This window comes from Deltaproteobacteria bacterium, assembly GCA_029858205.1.
Classification (GTDB): domain Bacteria; phylum Desulfobacterota; class GWC2-55-46; order GWC2-55-46; family DRQE01; genus JAOUFM01.
This window is the reverse complement of the sequence record JAOUFM010000006.1, coordinates 49,448-64,591: the sequence shown is the minus strand read 5'-3', so window position 1 is coordinate 64,591 and position 15,144 is coordinate 49,448. Positions and strand designations below refer to the sequence as shown.

Here is a 15,144-nt window from a genome sequence, read left to right as displayed (position 1 = left end):
TAACTAGACTAAGGCGCGGGGGACAGGTCATGAACGAACTCGACAACAAAGGCGTGAGCGAATTCGAAGCTCTTTTGGAAAAGAGCATGAAGGAGCCTCATGCAGGAGAGCTTGTAAAAGGCACGGTAGTGAAGATAACAAGCGACTCGGTCATTGTCGATGTCGGGTACAGGGCCGAGGGTATAGTGCCTATAGCCGAGTTTACAGGCGCTGACGGCAAGGTCGAGGTCAAGGAAGGCCAGGAAGTTACTGTACTTATACTACGCTGGGACGATGACCGCGGATATATTATACTTTCCAAAGGCAAGGCAGACCAGCTTCATGTGTGGGACGACCTCATACTGGTACACGACAACAAAACTCCGGTCGACGGTAAAATAGATAAAAAAGTAAACGGAGGGTTCCATGTAAGCGTCATGGGCGTGACCGCGTTCCTTCCAAGCTCTCAGGTGGACCTTAAGCCCGTAAAATCCCCGGACGAACTCGTCGGCAAATCATTCAAGTTCAGGGTAATCAAGTACAACAGAAAAAAGAACAATCTTATAATATCCAGGCGCGTCATCCTCGAAGAGGAAAGGGATGCGTTAAGGGGCGTTACGCTCTCCAAAATAGAAGAGGGCAAGGCCGTTGAAGGGGTTGTTAAAAACATCACCGATTACGGCGCGTTCGTTGATCTTGGCGGCATAGACGGGCTCGTGCATCTTAGCGACATGTCGTGGGGTAAGGTTACGCATCCCTCGCAGGTCGTGAAGGTCGGCGACGCAGTGAAGGTCAAAATACTGAAATACGACGCCGAGACAAAGAAGATTTCTCTTGGCATGAAGCAGCTTACCTCTGACCCCTGGCTAAGTGTAGCCGACCGCTACAAGCCGCAGGCGAGGATAAAGGGCAGGGTCGTCAATCTCACAGATTACGGCGCTTTTGTGGAGATAGAACCGGGGCTCGAGGGGCTAGTGCATATCTCCGAGATGTCGTGGACAAAGCTTCGCCATCCGTCGCAGAAGGTGAAGCCGGGCGACATGGTCGATGCAATGATACTCGACGTGGATCCGGTAAATAAGCGCATATCGCTTGGCTTAAAGCAGGTGGAGGCCAATCCCTGGGATTCTATCGAAGAGCGTTATCCCAAGGGCACTAAGATAAAGGGCACGGTAAAGAACATCACGGACTTCGGCGTGTTTATAGGCGTTGAGGAGGGTATCGACGGCCTTGTGCACGTATCAGACATGTCGTGGAAAAAGGTGAAGCATCCCTCTGAGCTCTTCAAGCGCGGCCAGGAGGTCGAGGCCGTTGTGGTGAACGTCGATAAGGCGGCGCAGCGTTTCTCACTCTCAACACGGCTTACGGAGAATGACCCGTGGGCAGGGGTTGCCGGGCGTTTTAGCCCAGGAAATATCGTAGAGGGCAGGGTTTCGAGCACAGCGGACTTCGGGGCTTTCATAGAAATAGAGAGCGGTGTTGAGGGGCTTATACATGTTTCCGAGTTGAACAGGAGTAAACAGAAGGGCTCGGGCATAAAGGCCGGCGATAAGGTCGAGGTCGAGATACTTAACGTAAACCCCGATGACAGGAAAATAGGGCTTAGCCTTAGGCGTGTAATCGAGGGCGAAGGCGCGTAGCAGACAGCAGAAAGTTTCTACGTCACCGGGACTGGTATGACAAGCAAAATATTCGTGATATTGGTAATTAATGTTGTTTTGCTTGTCGTGATATTCTCCATCTGGGCGCACAGGTCCGGCAGCAGAAGCGGCAAAAGGGGCAGTCGAGGGGACGGCGGCAGCGGTGATTCGGGCGGTTCCGATAGCGGCAGCTGCGGCGATTCCGGCGGATGCGGTGGAGACGGCGGCGGGGATTAGTGCGGCAGGCGGCGCACGGCGGTAATTTAATTCTTTACGAGGATAATTCGGCCTGCGGCTGATTCTATATTATGGGAAAGTTCAAGAAGTTTCTGATGGCAATGGGCGCGGTATTTACGGCGCTGATAGTAATATCGGCAATAACCGCGATATTCTCGAATGACGAAGGCGGCGGCTTTGGCGATAAGGTCGCTGTGCTCGAGATAGAAGGCGTAATAACCGATTCCTACGCCATAAACAAGAAGCTTCGCGAGTACGCGAGAAGAGACGACGTCAAGGCCGTTGTTGTGAGGGTCAACAGCCCGGGCGGCGCGGTCGGGGCCTCGCAGGAGATATATACGGAAGTAAAGAGGCTAAAGGAGAAGAAAAAAGTAGTCATCTCCATGGGCAACGTGGCAGCATCTGGCGGTTACTATATAGCTGCTCCGGCCGATATGATAGTGGCGAACCCGGGAACAATCACAGGCAGTATCGGCGTTATTGCGAACTTCGTTAACATGGAAAAGCTCTTTGGCACAATCGGTCTTAGAACAGAGACCATAAAAAGCGGCGAATTCAAGGACACGGGCTCTCCGTCAAGGCCCATGACAAAAGAAGAGAGGGCGCTGCTGCAGTCCGTTATCAACGACGCGCATTCCCAGTTTGTTGACGCTGTTTCGGAAGGAAGAAAGATAAAGAAGGAAGAGGCCGCGCTCCTTGCAAACGGACGCGTGTTCACCGGGGCGGAGGCCAAGAGGCTCGGGCTCGTTGACAAGCTCGGCAACCTTAGCGACGCAATCACCGAGGCCGGGAAGCTTGCGGGCATATCCGGAGAGCCGAGGGTGCTTTATCCGGAGAGAAAGAAAGGGCTTTTCAAGGAATTGATGGAAGAGGGGGCGAGGACGCTTGTCAACGAAGCTTCCTCTTCCTTTAGCTTAATGTATATGATGCCGGGTATCGTTAAACATTAGGAGGATGAGAATGACCAGAAGCGAACTTATCGAAGAAGTAACTGCGAAGGCGCCGAACTTCACCAAGAAGGACGTCGAGATAATCATAACGAGCGTCTTCGACAGCATAGCCGACAGCCTCGCAAAAGGCGAGAAAATAGAGATACGCGGTTTCGGCAGCTTCAAGGTGAAGCAGCGGAACTCGAGGCAGGGCAGGAACCCCAAATCCGGCGAAGGCATAAAGGTCGACGCCAAAAAAGTGCCGTTTTTCAAGGCCGGCAAGGAACTCAAGGAAAGGGTGGACACAGTTAAGAAGCCATGAAGAATCTCTGGGCCCCCTGGAGAATGGAATACGTTGATACCGTGAGGGAGCCCAAGCCGTCTTGTATTTTTTGCGATGCAGCTATAGGAAAGTCAAATGATGGTCTTACCCTCTACGCAGGCAAGTCGAGCGTAGTCATACTGAATAAATTCCCCTACAACAACGCGCACCTTCTGGTGGCGCCGTCGCGCCACGAGGCGAATATGGAAAATTTAAGCGATGCCGAGTCAATCGACATCTGGCGGCTTATCAGGCACTCGGTAAAGGCAATAAAGGAACTGTATAAACCAGACGCCTTCAATGTCGGCTTCAACCTGGGTTTTGCCGCAGGCGCGGGCATAGCCGAGCACCTTCACTGCCACGTAGTGCCGAGGTGGCACGGGGACACGAACTTCATGCCCGTACTCTCCGAGACAAAGGTGCTTCCCGAGCACCTCGAGTCCTCGAAAAAGAAGCTTCAGCCCCTTTTCTCATCCATCGAATAATATTGTTTTGCCGTGTCTTGACCTTTATCCAAGAAAGGCGTTGAGGATAAGTATTGCTCCGCGCTTATCGAGCGGCTCGTTGTTGTTGCCGCAGTGTGGGTCCTGTGTGCAGGAAGGGCACGACACCTCGCAGGGGCACTCCGATAGCATCTTTCTCGTAGACATGAACCAGTCCTCCGCAAGCTCGAAGCCTTTTTTCGCGAGCCCCACGCCGCCCTCGTGCGCGTCGTAGACGAATATAGAAGGCGCCCCGAGCGCCGGGTTTAGCGTGTAGCTTCTGCCGCCAAGGTCATTTCTGTCGCAAAGCGCGAACAGGGGAAGGGCCGCGATGAGCGCGTGTTCGAGCGCGTGCAGGGAGCCGGGGATGCTGAACTTTTTAGCGGATATCGCGTTTATCAGCTCATCGCTCACGATAAACCACATGCCCTCTGTCGTGAATACGGTTGGCGGGAGTTCAAGCCCCAATTCCTCGATAACCTTTCTCGTGTAGAGCTCTTTACGCCGAAAGCCAAGGACCGTTTCGGTAATACGCAGCCGTCCAATCGACATCTCGCTGCCAAACGAGGACATTACTTTTTTCTCGGAAAGTATCTCGGTTTCCTCATCCGTTATGGCGGATGTATAGTAATTCACGCTCACGGGCCGGGCGGTCGCTTCTTTGTCAGAGAGGTGCAGGGAAGTTATGAGATACTGCTCGCCCCTGTGCATGTAGATTGCGCCCGGATGCAGCTCTCTCATTACGCGCGAAGTGCCGCTCTCGGCAATTGGTTTTAAGTTGATTTCCTTTAGTATGCGAAACGGCGCTCCTGTGCCGCGTATGGATACTTCGCGGTGAGGGTAGCGGCTTCGCGGGTTGTAAGTTCTTTTAACCGCAGACTTCCAGAGCTTTTTCTCAGCGACAAGCTCGCTTAGCGCTGTTTCGACGGAGTCCTCGTTTTCCGCGTATTCGGCCTCGGCCGATCGTACAGGCATTTCTGCGGCTGCGCAGGCAAGGTGGGATTTCAGTATCACGGGGTTTGCTGCATCGAGTGTAGCGGCCTCGGCGCTCTTATTGAAGAACTCCTCGCCGCTACGCATGAAGTACTTGTCCAACGCGTCCTCGAGAGCCACCATCACGACAAGAGAGTCCTTTGTGCCTCTGCCGACCCTTCCGGCACGCTGCCACGTGGAGCTTATGGAGCCTGGGTAGCCTGCGAGCACGCAGACATCCAACCCGCCGATATCAACGCCAAGTTCGAGAGCGCTTGTGGTGATGACGCCCGAGAGCTCGCCGGAGAAGAGGCGGCGTTCTATCTCGCGCCTTTCCTCCGGAAGATATCCTGCGCGGTAAGAGCTTATGAGCGGACTAAGCTTCGGGGAGCCTTCCTTTACCCACGTGTGCATGAGCTCTGTTATCTTCCTTGCCTTTGTAAAACAAATTGCCTTGAACCCGTTCTCGATACTTTCGGTAAATATCTTCGTTGCGATGGTGTAGGGGCTTAAGTCCTTTGCCGGATCTATCAGGAGAAAATGTTTTCTTCCCGAAGGCGCTCCGTTCTCGTCTGTGACGGTAAAAGGCAGCCCGGTTAGCATCGTTGCAAGTTCTCCGGGGTTAGCTATGGTTGCAGAGCTTGCTATGAACACTGGATTAGAGCCGTACTTCGAGCAGATGCGCCGCAGACGCCGAAGAAGCTGCGCTACATGGGAGCCGAGCACTCCTCTGTAGGCGTGTATTTCGTCTATAACGACGTAACGTAGGTTTTGGAAAAAACTCTCCCACTTCGCGTGAAAGGCAAGGATTCCAAGATGCAGCATGTCGGGGTTGGTAAAGAGCACGGTAGGGGGCTTGGATCTTATTTTCTTCCTATTGTAATCGGTTGTGTCGCCGTCGTAAATAGCGGCGCTAAGGCCCTTGTCGCCGATTTCCGCGAACATGGCATTCAGGTTCTTTAGCTGGTCCTGCTCGAGCCCCTTAAGCGGAAATAAGTACAGGGCGCGCGATGCATTGTCCTTTAACGCGTTTTCGATTACAGGGATGTTGTATATGAGGCTCTTGCCGCTTGCGGTCGGGGTCATCACGACCGTATTGCTACCGCCACGTATCGAGCTTATTGCCTCGGCCTGATGGGTGTAGAGTTTCTTGATTCCAAGGGTGTTGAGCGCCTTTTCTATGCGTTTGTCGGTTTTTTTTGCGCTGTCGGCGTACGAGGCAGAGCACATGGGAAATACCTCGTGGTACGCGACGTCCTTTAAGTCCTTGCGCTTTTTGATTTCCGCTATGAACTCGGAGATAGTCATTCCGAAATGCGGGTCTTTGCCACGTAGTCGAGGTTCGAGACAAGCGAGGCCTTTGAGCGGAAAAGCCCCATGCATTTTACGTTTATCTCTGCAACACTTCCTGTATCCGTTGCACGTATGGAAAACCTGGCGCGCTGCCACGAGCCCAGGCATCTTAGGGTCATTATGATGAACACGAGCGAGCCAAAGAACCAGAGTAGCGGCACACCTGGGTCGTAGCGGTAACTTAGCATCGAGCTTTCGTCGTACCCGGTAAGTGTTACCTTTTTCCCGGCAATAACGGACGCTTTACTTACAACGAGCTTTACCGGGGCTTCTTCTTTCCGGGATTCGGGCTTTTTATTCTTTGCGTTCTTATCGGGCGCTATTTTTGCCATGACATAGGGCTCGATTGCGCGCACCGTGCCATCCTTCTGAAAAAGGTTGCCTGTCCTAAGTGTTCCGAATTTAAGTTTTACCCCGAGCTCTTTGATATCAACCGAGCGGCCGGCAGTGACCGTGATTTTCTCTTTTGCGCCTTCTACCGAAAGCTCGAGTTCCTGCTCATACCCGACCTGGTAGAAGGTGTAGCCCTTGTATTTCAAAGGGTCGTTCACCTCGATGGTCTTCTCCGTTGCTGTAGAACTGTTCTCGAGGATTCTAAGTTTCGAAAACCAGTCTTTTGGAAATATTCCTTCTTTTGACAAGTCAAAGGAAAGGGGAGTTTGCCACGAAGCCACTTTGAGCCTTGCAATTTTGTCACCTGGCATGTCGAGGTTTGGGTGTTCGGCGTACTCGGTAGAGAACTTGTCGAGTACGATTGTATATGACGGAGGCTCGGGGCTTGCCATCCATCCAAGCGTTTCAGGCATCATGGAGGATTCTATCTTTGCAGGCGTATCCTTTTTTAATGTAAGCATGCCTTCTTTCACATAAAGGCCCGACAAGACAAATCCGGCAAAGCAAGCTGCTATTGCAGCATGGTAGAGCCACGTGAGCCACCTGTAGTAGATTCCTTTTTCGTATACAATTACGTTTTTTTCTGATGACGGCTTTTCCCTGAACCCGAGCGAGAGAAACATGCGCTCGATTATTTTTTGTGCCTTGTCCGGCTTGGAGTTTAGCGCGATGACAAGGTCTGGCGAAGTTAGTGAAGCGTAGCCTTTTCTTCTTCTGCCTTTTACGCGAAAATAATTCTCATAGCAGCAAAACGCGAGGTTTATAAGAAGTAGCCCCGATACGGCAAGGAAGGCCGAGCCGTTAAAGATATTTAAAAGGCCGAAGGTCTTTACCAGGAAAAGAAACCTTCCGCCCGAGCTTTCGTAAGTAGCGTACTCCGTGCCCTGTGGAAATATCGTTCCGAGCATGAAGAACACGCAAAGGACAAGGAGCAGGTACACCGAGGTCTTAAGCGATGTGAGGACTGCGTATGATTTTTCGGCCAAATTGGTTTTATGTTCCGCGGTCATTGGAAGCAGTCCTTTATACGGCGTAGACGTGCATGCTCGGTATGCCAAGGAGCTTTGCGAGCCAGTTTACGCCAAGAAATGTCATCATCATGCATACGAAGCCGAGTATGTTAAGGATAGGGGCAACTCGTTCGCTCCAGCCCGGGACCCTTGCCGAGTGGAGATACATCGTGAACACTGTCCACGTTATGAGCGACCATGTTTCCTTCGGGTCCCAGCTCCAGTACCGGCCCCATGCCTCGTTTGCCCATGCTGCGCCCGAAAATATCGCGAAGGTCAGGAGAGGGAACCCGAAGAGCACAAGGTTGTAGGATGTCGCATGGAAGCCGTGCATGGCAGAGGCCTCGAACCCGCGAAACGACTGTCTGCCGCGCTTTAGAAAGCCCGATGCCACTGCCGCCGATATCTCTATTGCCGAGCTTACGATGAACACGGCGTAGGAGAAAAACGCCAGTATGACGTGGGACTCAAACCAGTAGCTCTGAAGCGGCGGACTAAGGGGTTCGGCAGCCGGGGTCCTCGTAAGAAGCGCGTAGCCGCAGGCTCCGGCGGCAAGGGTAGTGACAAAAAGTGCCGGAAGGTGAACGTCCTTCCATTTTCTCGATACCAGCAAATACGTGCCTACTGCCGTGAACGCGAACCACGAGAGCGTTTCATAAAGCGTCTGGAACGGCGCTCTTTCCACCTCGTAGGTCCTTACCGCTATCAGGCCGACATGCAGTATGAAGGCCGTTATCAGGAGCCCTTTGGCGCTCGAAGCCGCCTTTTTAGAGCCCGAGAGCGCGTGCGCTAGGTATATCAGGGCGGAAAGGGCGTAGGAGAGCGCCACTATCCAGTAGAGCCTGTATTCGAATGTCAGAAGCGAAGCTGTCTTTAGCGTAAGTTCGTCAATCTGCATATTTCCTTATTTTATCTTAGATTCAATTGGTTTGACAAGCGGCTTAATTGAAGGTATCATTTCAGTGTAGGATATTATCGAAGGAGCTTATACGAATGAAAATAACGAGATGCCACGGCTGCGGCAGGGAACTCGCGGCCGGGGCCTTGAAATACGTGGTCGAGGTGAGAAGTTTCGCTGATTTCGACGGATATCTCGAGGACGTCGAGGGCGGCGAGATAGAGGAGCGCATGAACGAGCTTCTCGACGCCATGGAGCACATGAACCAGTCGGATATAGAAGAGGACGTCTACAGGGAGCGCATATACCTCGTTTGCAAGCATTGCCGCGAGAAGTTCACCAAAGACCCGTTCAAGGCTGAAGAGAAACAAGAGGTCGTAGAGGAGTCCAAGGGCACTGTCCATTGATGTGCGCGCCGTTTTGCTACGGCGCGGCTTGAAAATCTATCTTCCGGTAAAAAGCCTCTTGCCAAGGTATTCGGGCAGCCCAGCTGCCAGAACCTTTTGAGAGGCTTTTTTTATGTCGTATTCGACACGATGGAACTTCAGCACGCCGCTTTCACTGTCAAATGTGCAAAACGCCGCTCTCGGGTCGCCGTCTCTGGGCTGCCCGACACTTCCCGGGTTTACGAGGTAAATGCCTGAAGGGTCAAGTATCGTTTCCTGCTGCAAGTACACCGAGGCTCCGGGTACTGTCTTTGTGCCGTAGAGCGCAGGCGAGTGCGTGTGCCCGAAGAAAAGTATTTTTATCGCGCTCTTCTGCACGAGCTTTAGCTCGAACGGCGCATCCTCTGCGCTAAATAGGTACTCGTCATGGCTTCTAAGCGTTCCGTGCACCGCAGAGATACCGTTTTTCTCGTCTACTTGCTGCGGTAGAGATTTGAGATAGGCCCTGTGTTCACGGCTCATGGCCTCTCTTGTCCAGTAGATAGCTGCCTGCGCTTCGGCGTTGAAGGTGTCAGGCTCGCAAAGTCCTGCGGCCCTCTCGTCGTGGTTGCCCATGACCGAGCGTATGTTGTTTTTACGTATGAGTTCTATGCATTCGTTTGGGTTTGCGTTGTAGCCGACTATGTCGCCGAGACAGACGATATTATCAGCGCCGATGTCCGCGCATTTCGTAAGCACGGCAGAGAGGGCCTCGAGGTTCGAGTGTATGTCCGATATAAAGGCGTATAGCATGGGGCAGCCCTGGAGTGCCTGTTAAAGGGCGTCTGGTACGGGTTTTTTCGTTGCGTCAGGTATCGAGCCGCCTTGTGTTGGGGGCGGGGAGTCTCCGCCGAGGTCTTCCCTGAAAAAGTCGCTTGAGCCGGTTGATTGTTTTTTGATAGAGAACTCTTTTGGGGCAGTGCCCTTTCTAAAGACCTCGAATATAGGTTTCACTGTCGTAGGGGTGGCGAGAAGGCCTGTTTCGGAATCTATCTTGACGAACTCTATGTCCTCGGGGATGGGGAAACTCTTTGGCGCGGTGCCCTCGATTGCCACCTTCATGAAATCCACCCAGATGGGGGAGGCGGCGGTGGAGCCTGTTTCTCCGTGCCCGAGCATGCGTTCCTTGTCGTAGCCAACCCATACGCCGGTTATCATGTCGGTGGTGTAGCCGATGTACCATGCGTCGTTTAAGTTGTTTGTCGTGCCTGTCTTGCCTGCGGACGGACGCCCGAGCGCCTTAGCCCTCCATCCCGTGCCGTGCTCCACAACGCCTTGCAGAAGACTCGTCGTGATGTACGCGCTCTGGGGGCTAAGCACTTCTTCCGTTTCCGGCTTGAATTCTTCGAGCACAACGCCGTTTTTGTCCGTGACCTTTGTTACATATATCGGCCTTGTCTTGACGCCGCGGTTCGCAATCGTCGAGAAGGCTCTGGTAAGCTCTTCAAGCGTCACTGCCGAAGACCCGAGAGCTATGGAAAGGTCTTTTGCAAGCGGGCTCTCGATGCCGAATTTTCTGGCGTACTCTATTGCCGGGTCAACGCCGATATCCTGAAGGACCTTGATTGTGATGACGTTTCTAGATAGCGCCACAGCCTTTCTGATGGTAGTTGGGCCAAGGAACTTGCCGTCGTAGTTCCTTGGCTTCCATTCGAAGGAATCGTTTTTAGAATCAGTTTCGTGTTCCTTTACAACGTCTTTTATCTCCGCGAACACCATCGGAGAGTCGAGTACCGTTGTCGCAGGCGTGTACTTGCCGCTGTCTATTGCAGCGGCGTATATAAGCGGCTTGAATGCCGAACCGGGCTGCCTTTTCGATTGGGTAGGGCGTATGAACTGCGTGGAATAGAAGTCCGAGCCGCCAACCATTGCCCTGACGTACCCGGTAGATGGCTCCATTGCGATAAGCGCTGCCTCTGCCTGTGGTTCCTGCTCTATGGCAAGGGAAAGAACAGTATTGTCTCCCTCGTAGTTTATCTTGAGCACCTTGAGGTCTACGATATCTCCCGCATGCAGGACATCGAGCGGGCTTTTCATGTCATATGCGCCGTCCGGTATGTCTTTTGGGTTATAGTGCTTTACCCAGGCGTAGTTTTCCTGCGTTATCGTGCCCTGCGTGGTGCCGATATAGGCCTTGAGCGTCTTTTTTGTCTTGTCAATCTCGGTGATTATGCCGCGGTATATCTTGTTGATAGCCACCGGGTTTTTTCCAAGCTGTTTTTGCGTCTCGATTTTGAAGTTTTCCATGTCGCTTGCGGCCTTTAGGTTGCCAATGGGCCCCCTGTAGCCGTTACGTTTGTCGTAGGCTCGAAGTCCCGCCTCCACGGCCTCGTTCGCGGCCACCTGGAACTTGACGTTCAAGGTGGTGTATACCCGAAGGCCTTCCTTATAGAGACGTTCTCCGTATTTCTCTTCGAGGTAGCGCCTTACGTGCTCGGTGAAGTAGGGGCCTATCCAGACGGTCTTTGGCCGGCTTGGCTTGATGTCGAGCACCTTTGTTGCCGCTTTTTTCTCTTCAGCCTCGGTTATAAAGCCGTTTTCTAACATGAGCCTTATTACGCGCTCTTGTCTGGCTTTTGCTATGGACGGGTTCTGGTACGGAGAGTATTTTGTCGGATTACTGATAAGCCCCATGAGCATGGCGGCCTCGGCTACGTCGATGTCCTTTACGTGTTTGCCGAAGTATGCCTCGCACGCGGCCTGTATGCCGTAGGCTCCGTTTCCAAAATATATCTGATTAAGATAGAGCTCAAGTATCTGGTCTTTTGTGAATGCCCGCTCTATGCGCTTTGCAAGTATCATTTCCTTGAATTTGCGCGTGTAGGTGCGCTCGGGCGTGAGCAGTATGTTCTTAGCGACCTGCTGCGTTATCGTGCTTGCGCCCTCTGTTCTGTTGGTGGTCAGGTTTACATAGAGGGCCCTGAGTATGCTTATGTACTTTATGCCGCCGTGTTTGTAGAAGTCCCTGTCCTCGGCCGCGAGAACGGTGTTTATCACATGCTGCGGCACCTGAGAGATGGAGACCATTACGCGGCGCTCCTCGAAGAACTCGGCTACGAGTTCCTTGTCCGCGGAATAGACCTTTGTTACGAGGCTTGGCGAATAGTTGCTTAATTCCGATACCGAGGGAAGGCTAAGTATGAAGTAGATATAAAGAAGGAATGTATACAAGAACCCGGCTGCAAAGACAAGGCAAATGGCCTGCGCCCATTTCGGAAGCTTCGTCGTGAAGTACTGGTATGCCCTTGTGCTCTGGAGCCACTTGTAGGCAGCCTGCAGTGTTTTAGAGTTACGGATACGCGGCTCGGCGTATTTGTAGGCGCGGGTTTCTTTTATATAGTTATAAAAGCGCTCGCGAAGCCCTGGGTTACCGTTGTTTTGTCTGTAAAACATCTTTAAGTGCTTTTCTCCGGGGTAAGGCTATTTAATGTTATAGGATAACAAAAAACGCTTTTATTGGCAAGGACTGCGAAATGCCGCCGGTGCGTTGTTGTTTGTCACGGCGAAAGTATGTTATAATAAACCGGTTTACTTACGGCGTAATATGAAAAAAGACCTCCTGATATTCGACCTTGACGGCACGCTTCTCGATTCGAGCCCTGATATCGCCTGGGCTGCGAACAAGACGCTCGAGGCAATCGGGCTTGAGCCCCTGGATACAAATACGGTTAAGGCCAACATAGGCTGGGGCGTAAGGCCGCTTCTCGAACGCCTCATGCCTGGGGCCAAGGCAGGGGATGTGGACCGGGCAAGGGCCGTGTTCCTCGAATTTTACGGGGGCCGCCTCGATGTCGAGAGCGCTTTGTACTCGGGCGTCATGGAAACCCTAGACGCGTTTGTGGAGCGCGGCAAGACCATGGCGGTAGTGACCAATAAGCCTATGGGCCTGACGCTGCCGATACTAAAGAGTTACGGCCTGGAGAGGTATTTCTCGAAGGTGCTTGGCGGCGATTCTCTTGCCAACAAGAAGCCGCACCCGGAGCCAATACTGGCCGTGCTTACGCATAGCGCCGTAGAGGCAGATAGCGCCGTTTACATAGGCGATAGCGCCATAGATATCGAGGCAGCCGGAGCTGCCAATGTCGAGGCCATAGGCGCGGCCTACGGCTTCAGGGGCAAAGATGAGCTTATAGGAGCGGGTTGCAAGGTAATAATCAACGGCTTCGAAGAACTGCAGTCGATAATATTTTAAGAGAGTAGCAGGCTTTGGCAAAGCCTTGCGGCTGTGCCAGGCGTGTTTTTCGCCATAAACTAAAAAGCCGCGGCCTTTGTACTCCTGGCCGCGGCTTTGGCAATTTTATCGTTGTAATGACTCTGCTTAGCGTGAAATGGATTTCTTGATGTCGTGCATCCGCTTATCGAGCTTTTCTATCTGCTCTATAGCGGCCTTCAAGTCCTTATTTTCGCTTTGTAGCTTTATAATAATCTCGAGAAGGTCCTTCATCTGCATGTCCATATAAGAGGGCTTCTCGGGCTTCTTGGACGCGATATAGTCGTTCATGGCCGAGAGCGCCTTCTTGTAATCCCTCTTCGAGTTCATGTGGCACGAATAAAGTTCGTAGAGAGCGTAGTTCAGCTTCGCCACCTCTTTTTTATCCGTGGTTTTCTTTTTCTGTTCCTCGAACTTGCTTATGTAGGCATTGTGCTCTTCCGGCTTGACCGTCTCGATGTCGAACCATTTTGCCTCAGGCTGCGGGGGAGGGACTGGCGGCGGCACGCATCCGTATGAGGTGAATGCGAAAAACAGCGCCCAAACCAGTGATTTCCCTGTAAATCCGATGCGTTTTTTCATGTAGTCCTTTCTTTTTGCCAATTGACGTTATGCGGCGCGGTCGGCGCGTAGCCTATGTTTTCGTTTGTGCGCTTGTCGACGACGTACGCGCTCTTCGGGATGCTCTTTGCGAATTCCTTCAATTCCGCCGCTATCTCGCCGTACTCGATGTGGTTTGTGATGCGGCGAAGCTTGTTGGTTACTACCGCTATGGATAACGTTGCCAGAGGGAACTTCATCTTCTGCCCCTGGCGCGACTTGCCGTCTATGTAGCCTTGTTTCACTTCCTCTTCAGTATAGAAGAAAGGAATTGCCATGTCAAACTTATCTATTATCTTGGTGCAAAGCATGTCGTGGCGCGCCGGCGTGGTTATCATAACGAAGTCGTCGCCGCCTATATGACCGAGGAAATCCTCGCTTGTGCCGAAGTCTCGTATAACATCCTTCATTATCTTGGAGACCGCCAGGATGAGTTCGCTTCCTTTTGCGTATCCGTGCCTGTCGTTGTAGGCCTTGAAGTTGTCTATGTCGGCGAAGCAAAATGCCACCGGCAGGTTCGCTTCAACGCGTTTTTTGAGCACGTTCTCGATGGCTATGCCGCCGGGAAGCCTCGTAAGCGGACTTGCGTCGAGGTACATCTCTTCGAGCCGCTTTAGCCGGTTGGCCATATCCATGAACGCGACCGAAAGGTCGCCGAGTTCGTCCTCGCTCTCGACCTTGGGAATGTCGAGGAAGTTGCCGTTTGCGACGTTCCTGGTGCCGATTTTGAGCTGTTCTATGGACGTAGAGATGTTCTTGGTTATATAGAGCGCAGCGCCGATGCCTATTATAAGGCCGAGTATGCCTATGCCTGCGGTGAGAACAAAGGCGTTGGAGCCGAAGTCGGCAATGCCCTGGATCTTCGCGTTCTGGGATTTCAAGGTGTCGGCGGTAAGTTTCTTTAGCAGCACAACAAGCTCGTCGCGTTTCAAGTCGGCTTTTCTCTCAAACGTTGCCGTGGGCAATCCGTTTTCAGACGCGTGAAAGATGTTCTTGAAAAACTTGTCGTACTCGTGGTGCAGCGTGCTGAGTTCTTTGATTGGCAATTTCGATGAGTCCGGTATCATGGCCATCACACTCACCGTGTTGGCGAACTCTTCGCTCTTCTCCTTGTATATCTTTAGCATGTCGGGGTTTTTAAGTATCAGGTAGCGGTGGCCGTAGGTCTCCTGGTCTATGAGCGTATCTGTAAGCATGTTGGTAACTTCTATGACGGCCACGTCGGCGTATAGCATCGAGTTCATGACGGCGTTGATGCGTTTGAAGCTAAAGAGCGTGAAGACGGAAATAAGTATCAGGAGCACGGCAAGCGGAAAATACGCCAGCAGCATCTTCTTCGCCATGTTCATCTTCAGGAAGCGTCCCCTTAGGTACTCTGAAACCGGGCGAAGGGCTATCCGTATTTTTCTTATGAGCCTGGATATCCAGATGCTTACTTTGTTGGCCGTCCGCTCGAGAGCATTTAGAGCAGGGGTAAAGTAGGGCAGCAGCACGCGGTGCGCCTCACGGGCATAGCAGACTATCTTTCTCGCTGCCGGGATTGCGAGCACGAGAAATATCCGTTTAAGAAAACCGGTTGAGGTGTACACCTTATTAAGTATGGCTTCTGTCATGGAGGTTCTAGACAATGTCGACGCCCTTTGTCGCAAATTGTACTTATTCAAGCTTACGGCCCGATTGTTTCCGGACCGGTA

At 52.4% G+C, this 15,144-nt stretch carries 14 protein-coding genes; 7 read left to right on the top strand and 7 right to left on the bottom strand.

From position 1 onward, the window contains the following. The first annotated feature begins 29 nt into the window (after positions 1–29). The 5 genes from OEV59_06480 to OEV59_06460 all read left to right on the top strand — a co-directional run bounded on the left by OEV59_06480 (position 30) and on the right by OEV59_06460 (position 3,592). Positions 30–1,619 carry a 30S ribosomal protein S1 gene (locus tag OEV59_06480; GenBank protein ID MDH4227383.1) on the top strand — a complete coding sequence of 530 codons (1,590 nt, stop codon included), beginning with the start codon at positions 30–32 and terminating at the stop codon, positions 1,617–1,619. A gap of 36 nt (positions 1,620–1,655) precedes the next feature. Continuing rightward, entirely contained in the window at positions 1,656–1,856 is a 201-nt protein-coding gene (locus OEV59_06475; protein ID MDH4227382.1) for a hypothetical protein, read from the top strand. Positions 1,857–1,927: 71 nt separating this feature from the next. Next, positions 1,928–2,806 carry a signal peptide peptidase SppA gene (gene sppA / locus OEV59_06470; GenBank protein ID MDH4227381.1) on the top strand — a complete coding sequence of 293 codons (879 nt, stop codon included), beginning with the start codon at positions 1,928–1,930 and terminating at the stop codon, positions 2,804–2,806. Positions 2,807–2,816: 10 nt separating this feature from the next. Continuing rightward, positions 2,817–3,107: an integration host factor subunit beta gene (locus OEV59_06465; protein ID MDH4227380.1), complete on the top strand. Its 291-nt coding sequence runs from the start codon at positions 2,817–2,819 to the stop codon at positions 3,105–3,107. Further along, the gene (locus OEV59_06460; protein ID MDH4227379.1) at positions 3,104–3,592 is read left to right on the top strand and encodes an HIT domain-containing protein; all 489 of its coding nucleotides are present in this window, start codon (positions 3,104–3,106) and stop codon (positions 3,590–3,592) included. The genes OEV59_06465 and OEV59_06460 overlap by 4 nt, the downstream gene beginning before the upstream one ends. A gap of 24 nt (positions 3,593–3,616) precedes the next feature. On the opposite strand, the gene OEV59_06455 is transcribed toward OEV59_06460, so the two are convergent. Genes OEV59_06455 through ccsB form a run of 3 tightly spaced genes read right to left on the bottom strand, consistent with a single transcriptional unit; the run spans position 3,617 to position 8,215 of the window. Next, on the bottom strand, positions 3,617–5,869 hold the full coding sequence (locus OEV59_06455) for a DEAD/DEAH box helicase (protein ID MDH4227378.1): 2,253 nt from the start codon (positions 5,867–5,869) through the stop codon (positions 3,617–3,619). Next, a complete protein-coding gene (locus tag OEV59_06450; GenBank protein MDH4227377.1) occupies positions 5,866–7,293 on the bottom strand; it encodes a cytochrome c biogenesis protein ResB in 1,428 nt (475 codons plus the stop codon). Before OEV59_06450 ends, OEV59_06455 begins: the two co-directional genes overlap by 4 nt. Positions 7,294–7,330: 37 nt before the next feature. Next, entirely contained in the window at positions 7,331–8,215 is an 885-nt protein-coding gene (gene ccsB / locus OEV59_06445) for a c-type cytochrome biogenesis protein CcsB (GenBank protein MDH4227376.1), read from the bottom strand. Between the two features lie 95 nt (positions 8,216–8,310). Here ccsB and OEV59_06440 point away from each other — a divergent pair, with 95 nt between their 5' ends. After that, positions 8,311–8,622 carry a hypothetical protein gene (locus OEV59_06440; GenBank protein MDH4227375.1) on the top strand — a complete coding sequence of 104 codons (312 nt, stop codon included), beginning with the start codon at positions 8,311–8,313 and terminating at the stop codon, positions 8,620–8,622. Positions 8,623–8,658: 36 nt separating this feature from the next. On the opposite strand, the gene OEV59_06435 is transcribed toward OEV59_06440, so the two are convergent. Both OEV59_06435 and OEV59_06430 read right to left on the bottom strand, forming a co-directional pair. Then, complete coding sequence (locus OEV59_06435) at positions 8,659–9,393, bottom strand: metallophosphatase family protein (protein ID MDH4227374.1); 735 nt, start codon at positions 9,391–9,393, stop codon at positions 8,659–8,661. Between the two features lie 21 nt (positions 9,394–9,414). Continuing rightward, positions 9,415–12,033 carry a PBP1A family penicillin-binding protein gene (locus OEV59_06430; GenBank protein ID MDH4227373.1) on the bottom strand — a complete coding sequence of 873 codons (2,619 nt, stop codon included), beginning with the start codon at positions 12,031–12,033 and terminating at the stop codon, positions 9,415–9,417. A gap of 151 nt (positions 12,034–12,184) precedes the next feature. On the opposite strand from OEV59_06430, the gene OEV59_06425 reads away from it, so the two are divergent. Then, the gene (locus OEV59_06425; GenBank protein ID MDH4227372.1) at positions 12,185–12,832 is read left to right on the top strand and encodes an HAD-IA family hydrolase; all 648 of its coding nucleotides are present in this window, start codon (positions 12,185–12,187) and stop codon (positions 12,830–12,832) included. A gap of 126 nt (positions 12,833–12,958) precedes the next feature. On the opposite strand, the gene OEV59_06420 is transcribed toward OEV59_06425, so the two are convergent. Both OEV59_06420 and OEV59_06415 read right to left on the bottom strand, forming a co-directional pair. Continuing rightward, the gene (locus OEV59_06420) at positions 12,959–13,432 is read right to left on the bottom strand and encodes a hypothetical protein (GenBank protein MDH4227371.1); all 474 of its coding nucleotides are present in this window, start codon (positions 13,430–13,432) and stop codon (positions 12,959–12,961) included. Beyond that, positions 13,429–15,063 carry a sensor domain-containing diguanylate cyclase gene (locus tag OEV59_06415; GenBank protein ID MDH4227370.1) on the bottom strand — a complete coding sequence of 545 codons (1,635 nt, stop codon included), beginning with the start codon at positions 15,061–15,063 and terminating at the stop codon, positions 13,429–13,431. Before OEV59_06415 ends, OEV59_06420 begins: the two co-directional genes overlap by 4 nt. Positions 15,064–15,144 lie beyond the last annotated feature (81 nt).

Coding starts and splice junctions, on each gene's coding strand:
- OEV59_06480 (MDH4227383.1), top strand. CDS start 30: ATGAACGAACTCGACAACAAAGGCGTGAGCGAATTCGAAGCTCTTTTG.
- OEV59_06475 (MDH4227382.1), top strand. CDS start 1,656: ATGACAAGCAAAATATTCGTGATATTGGTAATTAATGTTGTTTTGCTT.
- sppA (MDH4227381.1), top strand. CDS start 1,928: ATGGGAAAGTTCAAGAAGTTTCTGATGGCAATGGGCGCGGTATTTACG.
- OEV59_06465 (MDH4227380.1), top strand. CDS start 2,817: ATGACCAGAAGCGAACTTATCGAAGAAGTAACTGCGAAGGCGCCGAAC.
- OEV59_06460 (MDH4227379.1), top strand. CDS start 3,104: ATGAAGAATCTCTGGGCCCCCTGGAGAATGGAATACGTTGATACCGTG.
- OEV59_06455 (MDH4227378.1), bottom strand. CDS start 5,869: ATGACTATCTCCGAGTTCATAGCGGAAATCAAAAAGCGCAAGGACTTA.
- ccsB (MDH4227376.1), bottom strand. CDS start 8,215: ATGCAGATTGACGAACTTACGCTAAAGACAGCTTCGCTTCTGACATTC.
- OEV59_06440 (MDH4227375.1), top strand. CDS start 8,311: ATGAAAATAACGAGATGCCACGGCTGCGGCAGGGAACTCGCGGCCGGG.
- OEV59_06435 (MDH4227374.1), bottom strand. CDS start 9,393: ATGCTATACGCCTTTATATCGGACATACACTCGAACCTCGAGGCCCTC.
- OEV59_06430 (MDH4227373.1), bottom strand. CDS start 12,033: ATGTTTTACAGACAAAACAACGGTAACCCAGGGCTTCGCGAGCGCTTT.
- OEV59_06425 (MDH4227372.1), top strand. CDS start 12,185: ATGAAAAAAGACCTCCTGATATTCGACCTTGACGGCACGCTTCTCGAT.
- OEV59_06420 (MDH4227371.1), bottom strand. CDS start 13,432: ATGAAAAAACGCATCGGATTTACAGGGAAATCACTGGTTTGGGCGCTG.
- OEV59_06415 (MDH4227370.1), bottom strand. CDS start 15,063: ATGACAGAAGCCATACTTAATAAGGTGTACACCTCAACCGGTTTTCTT.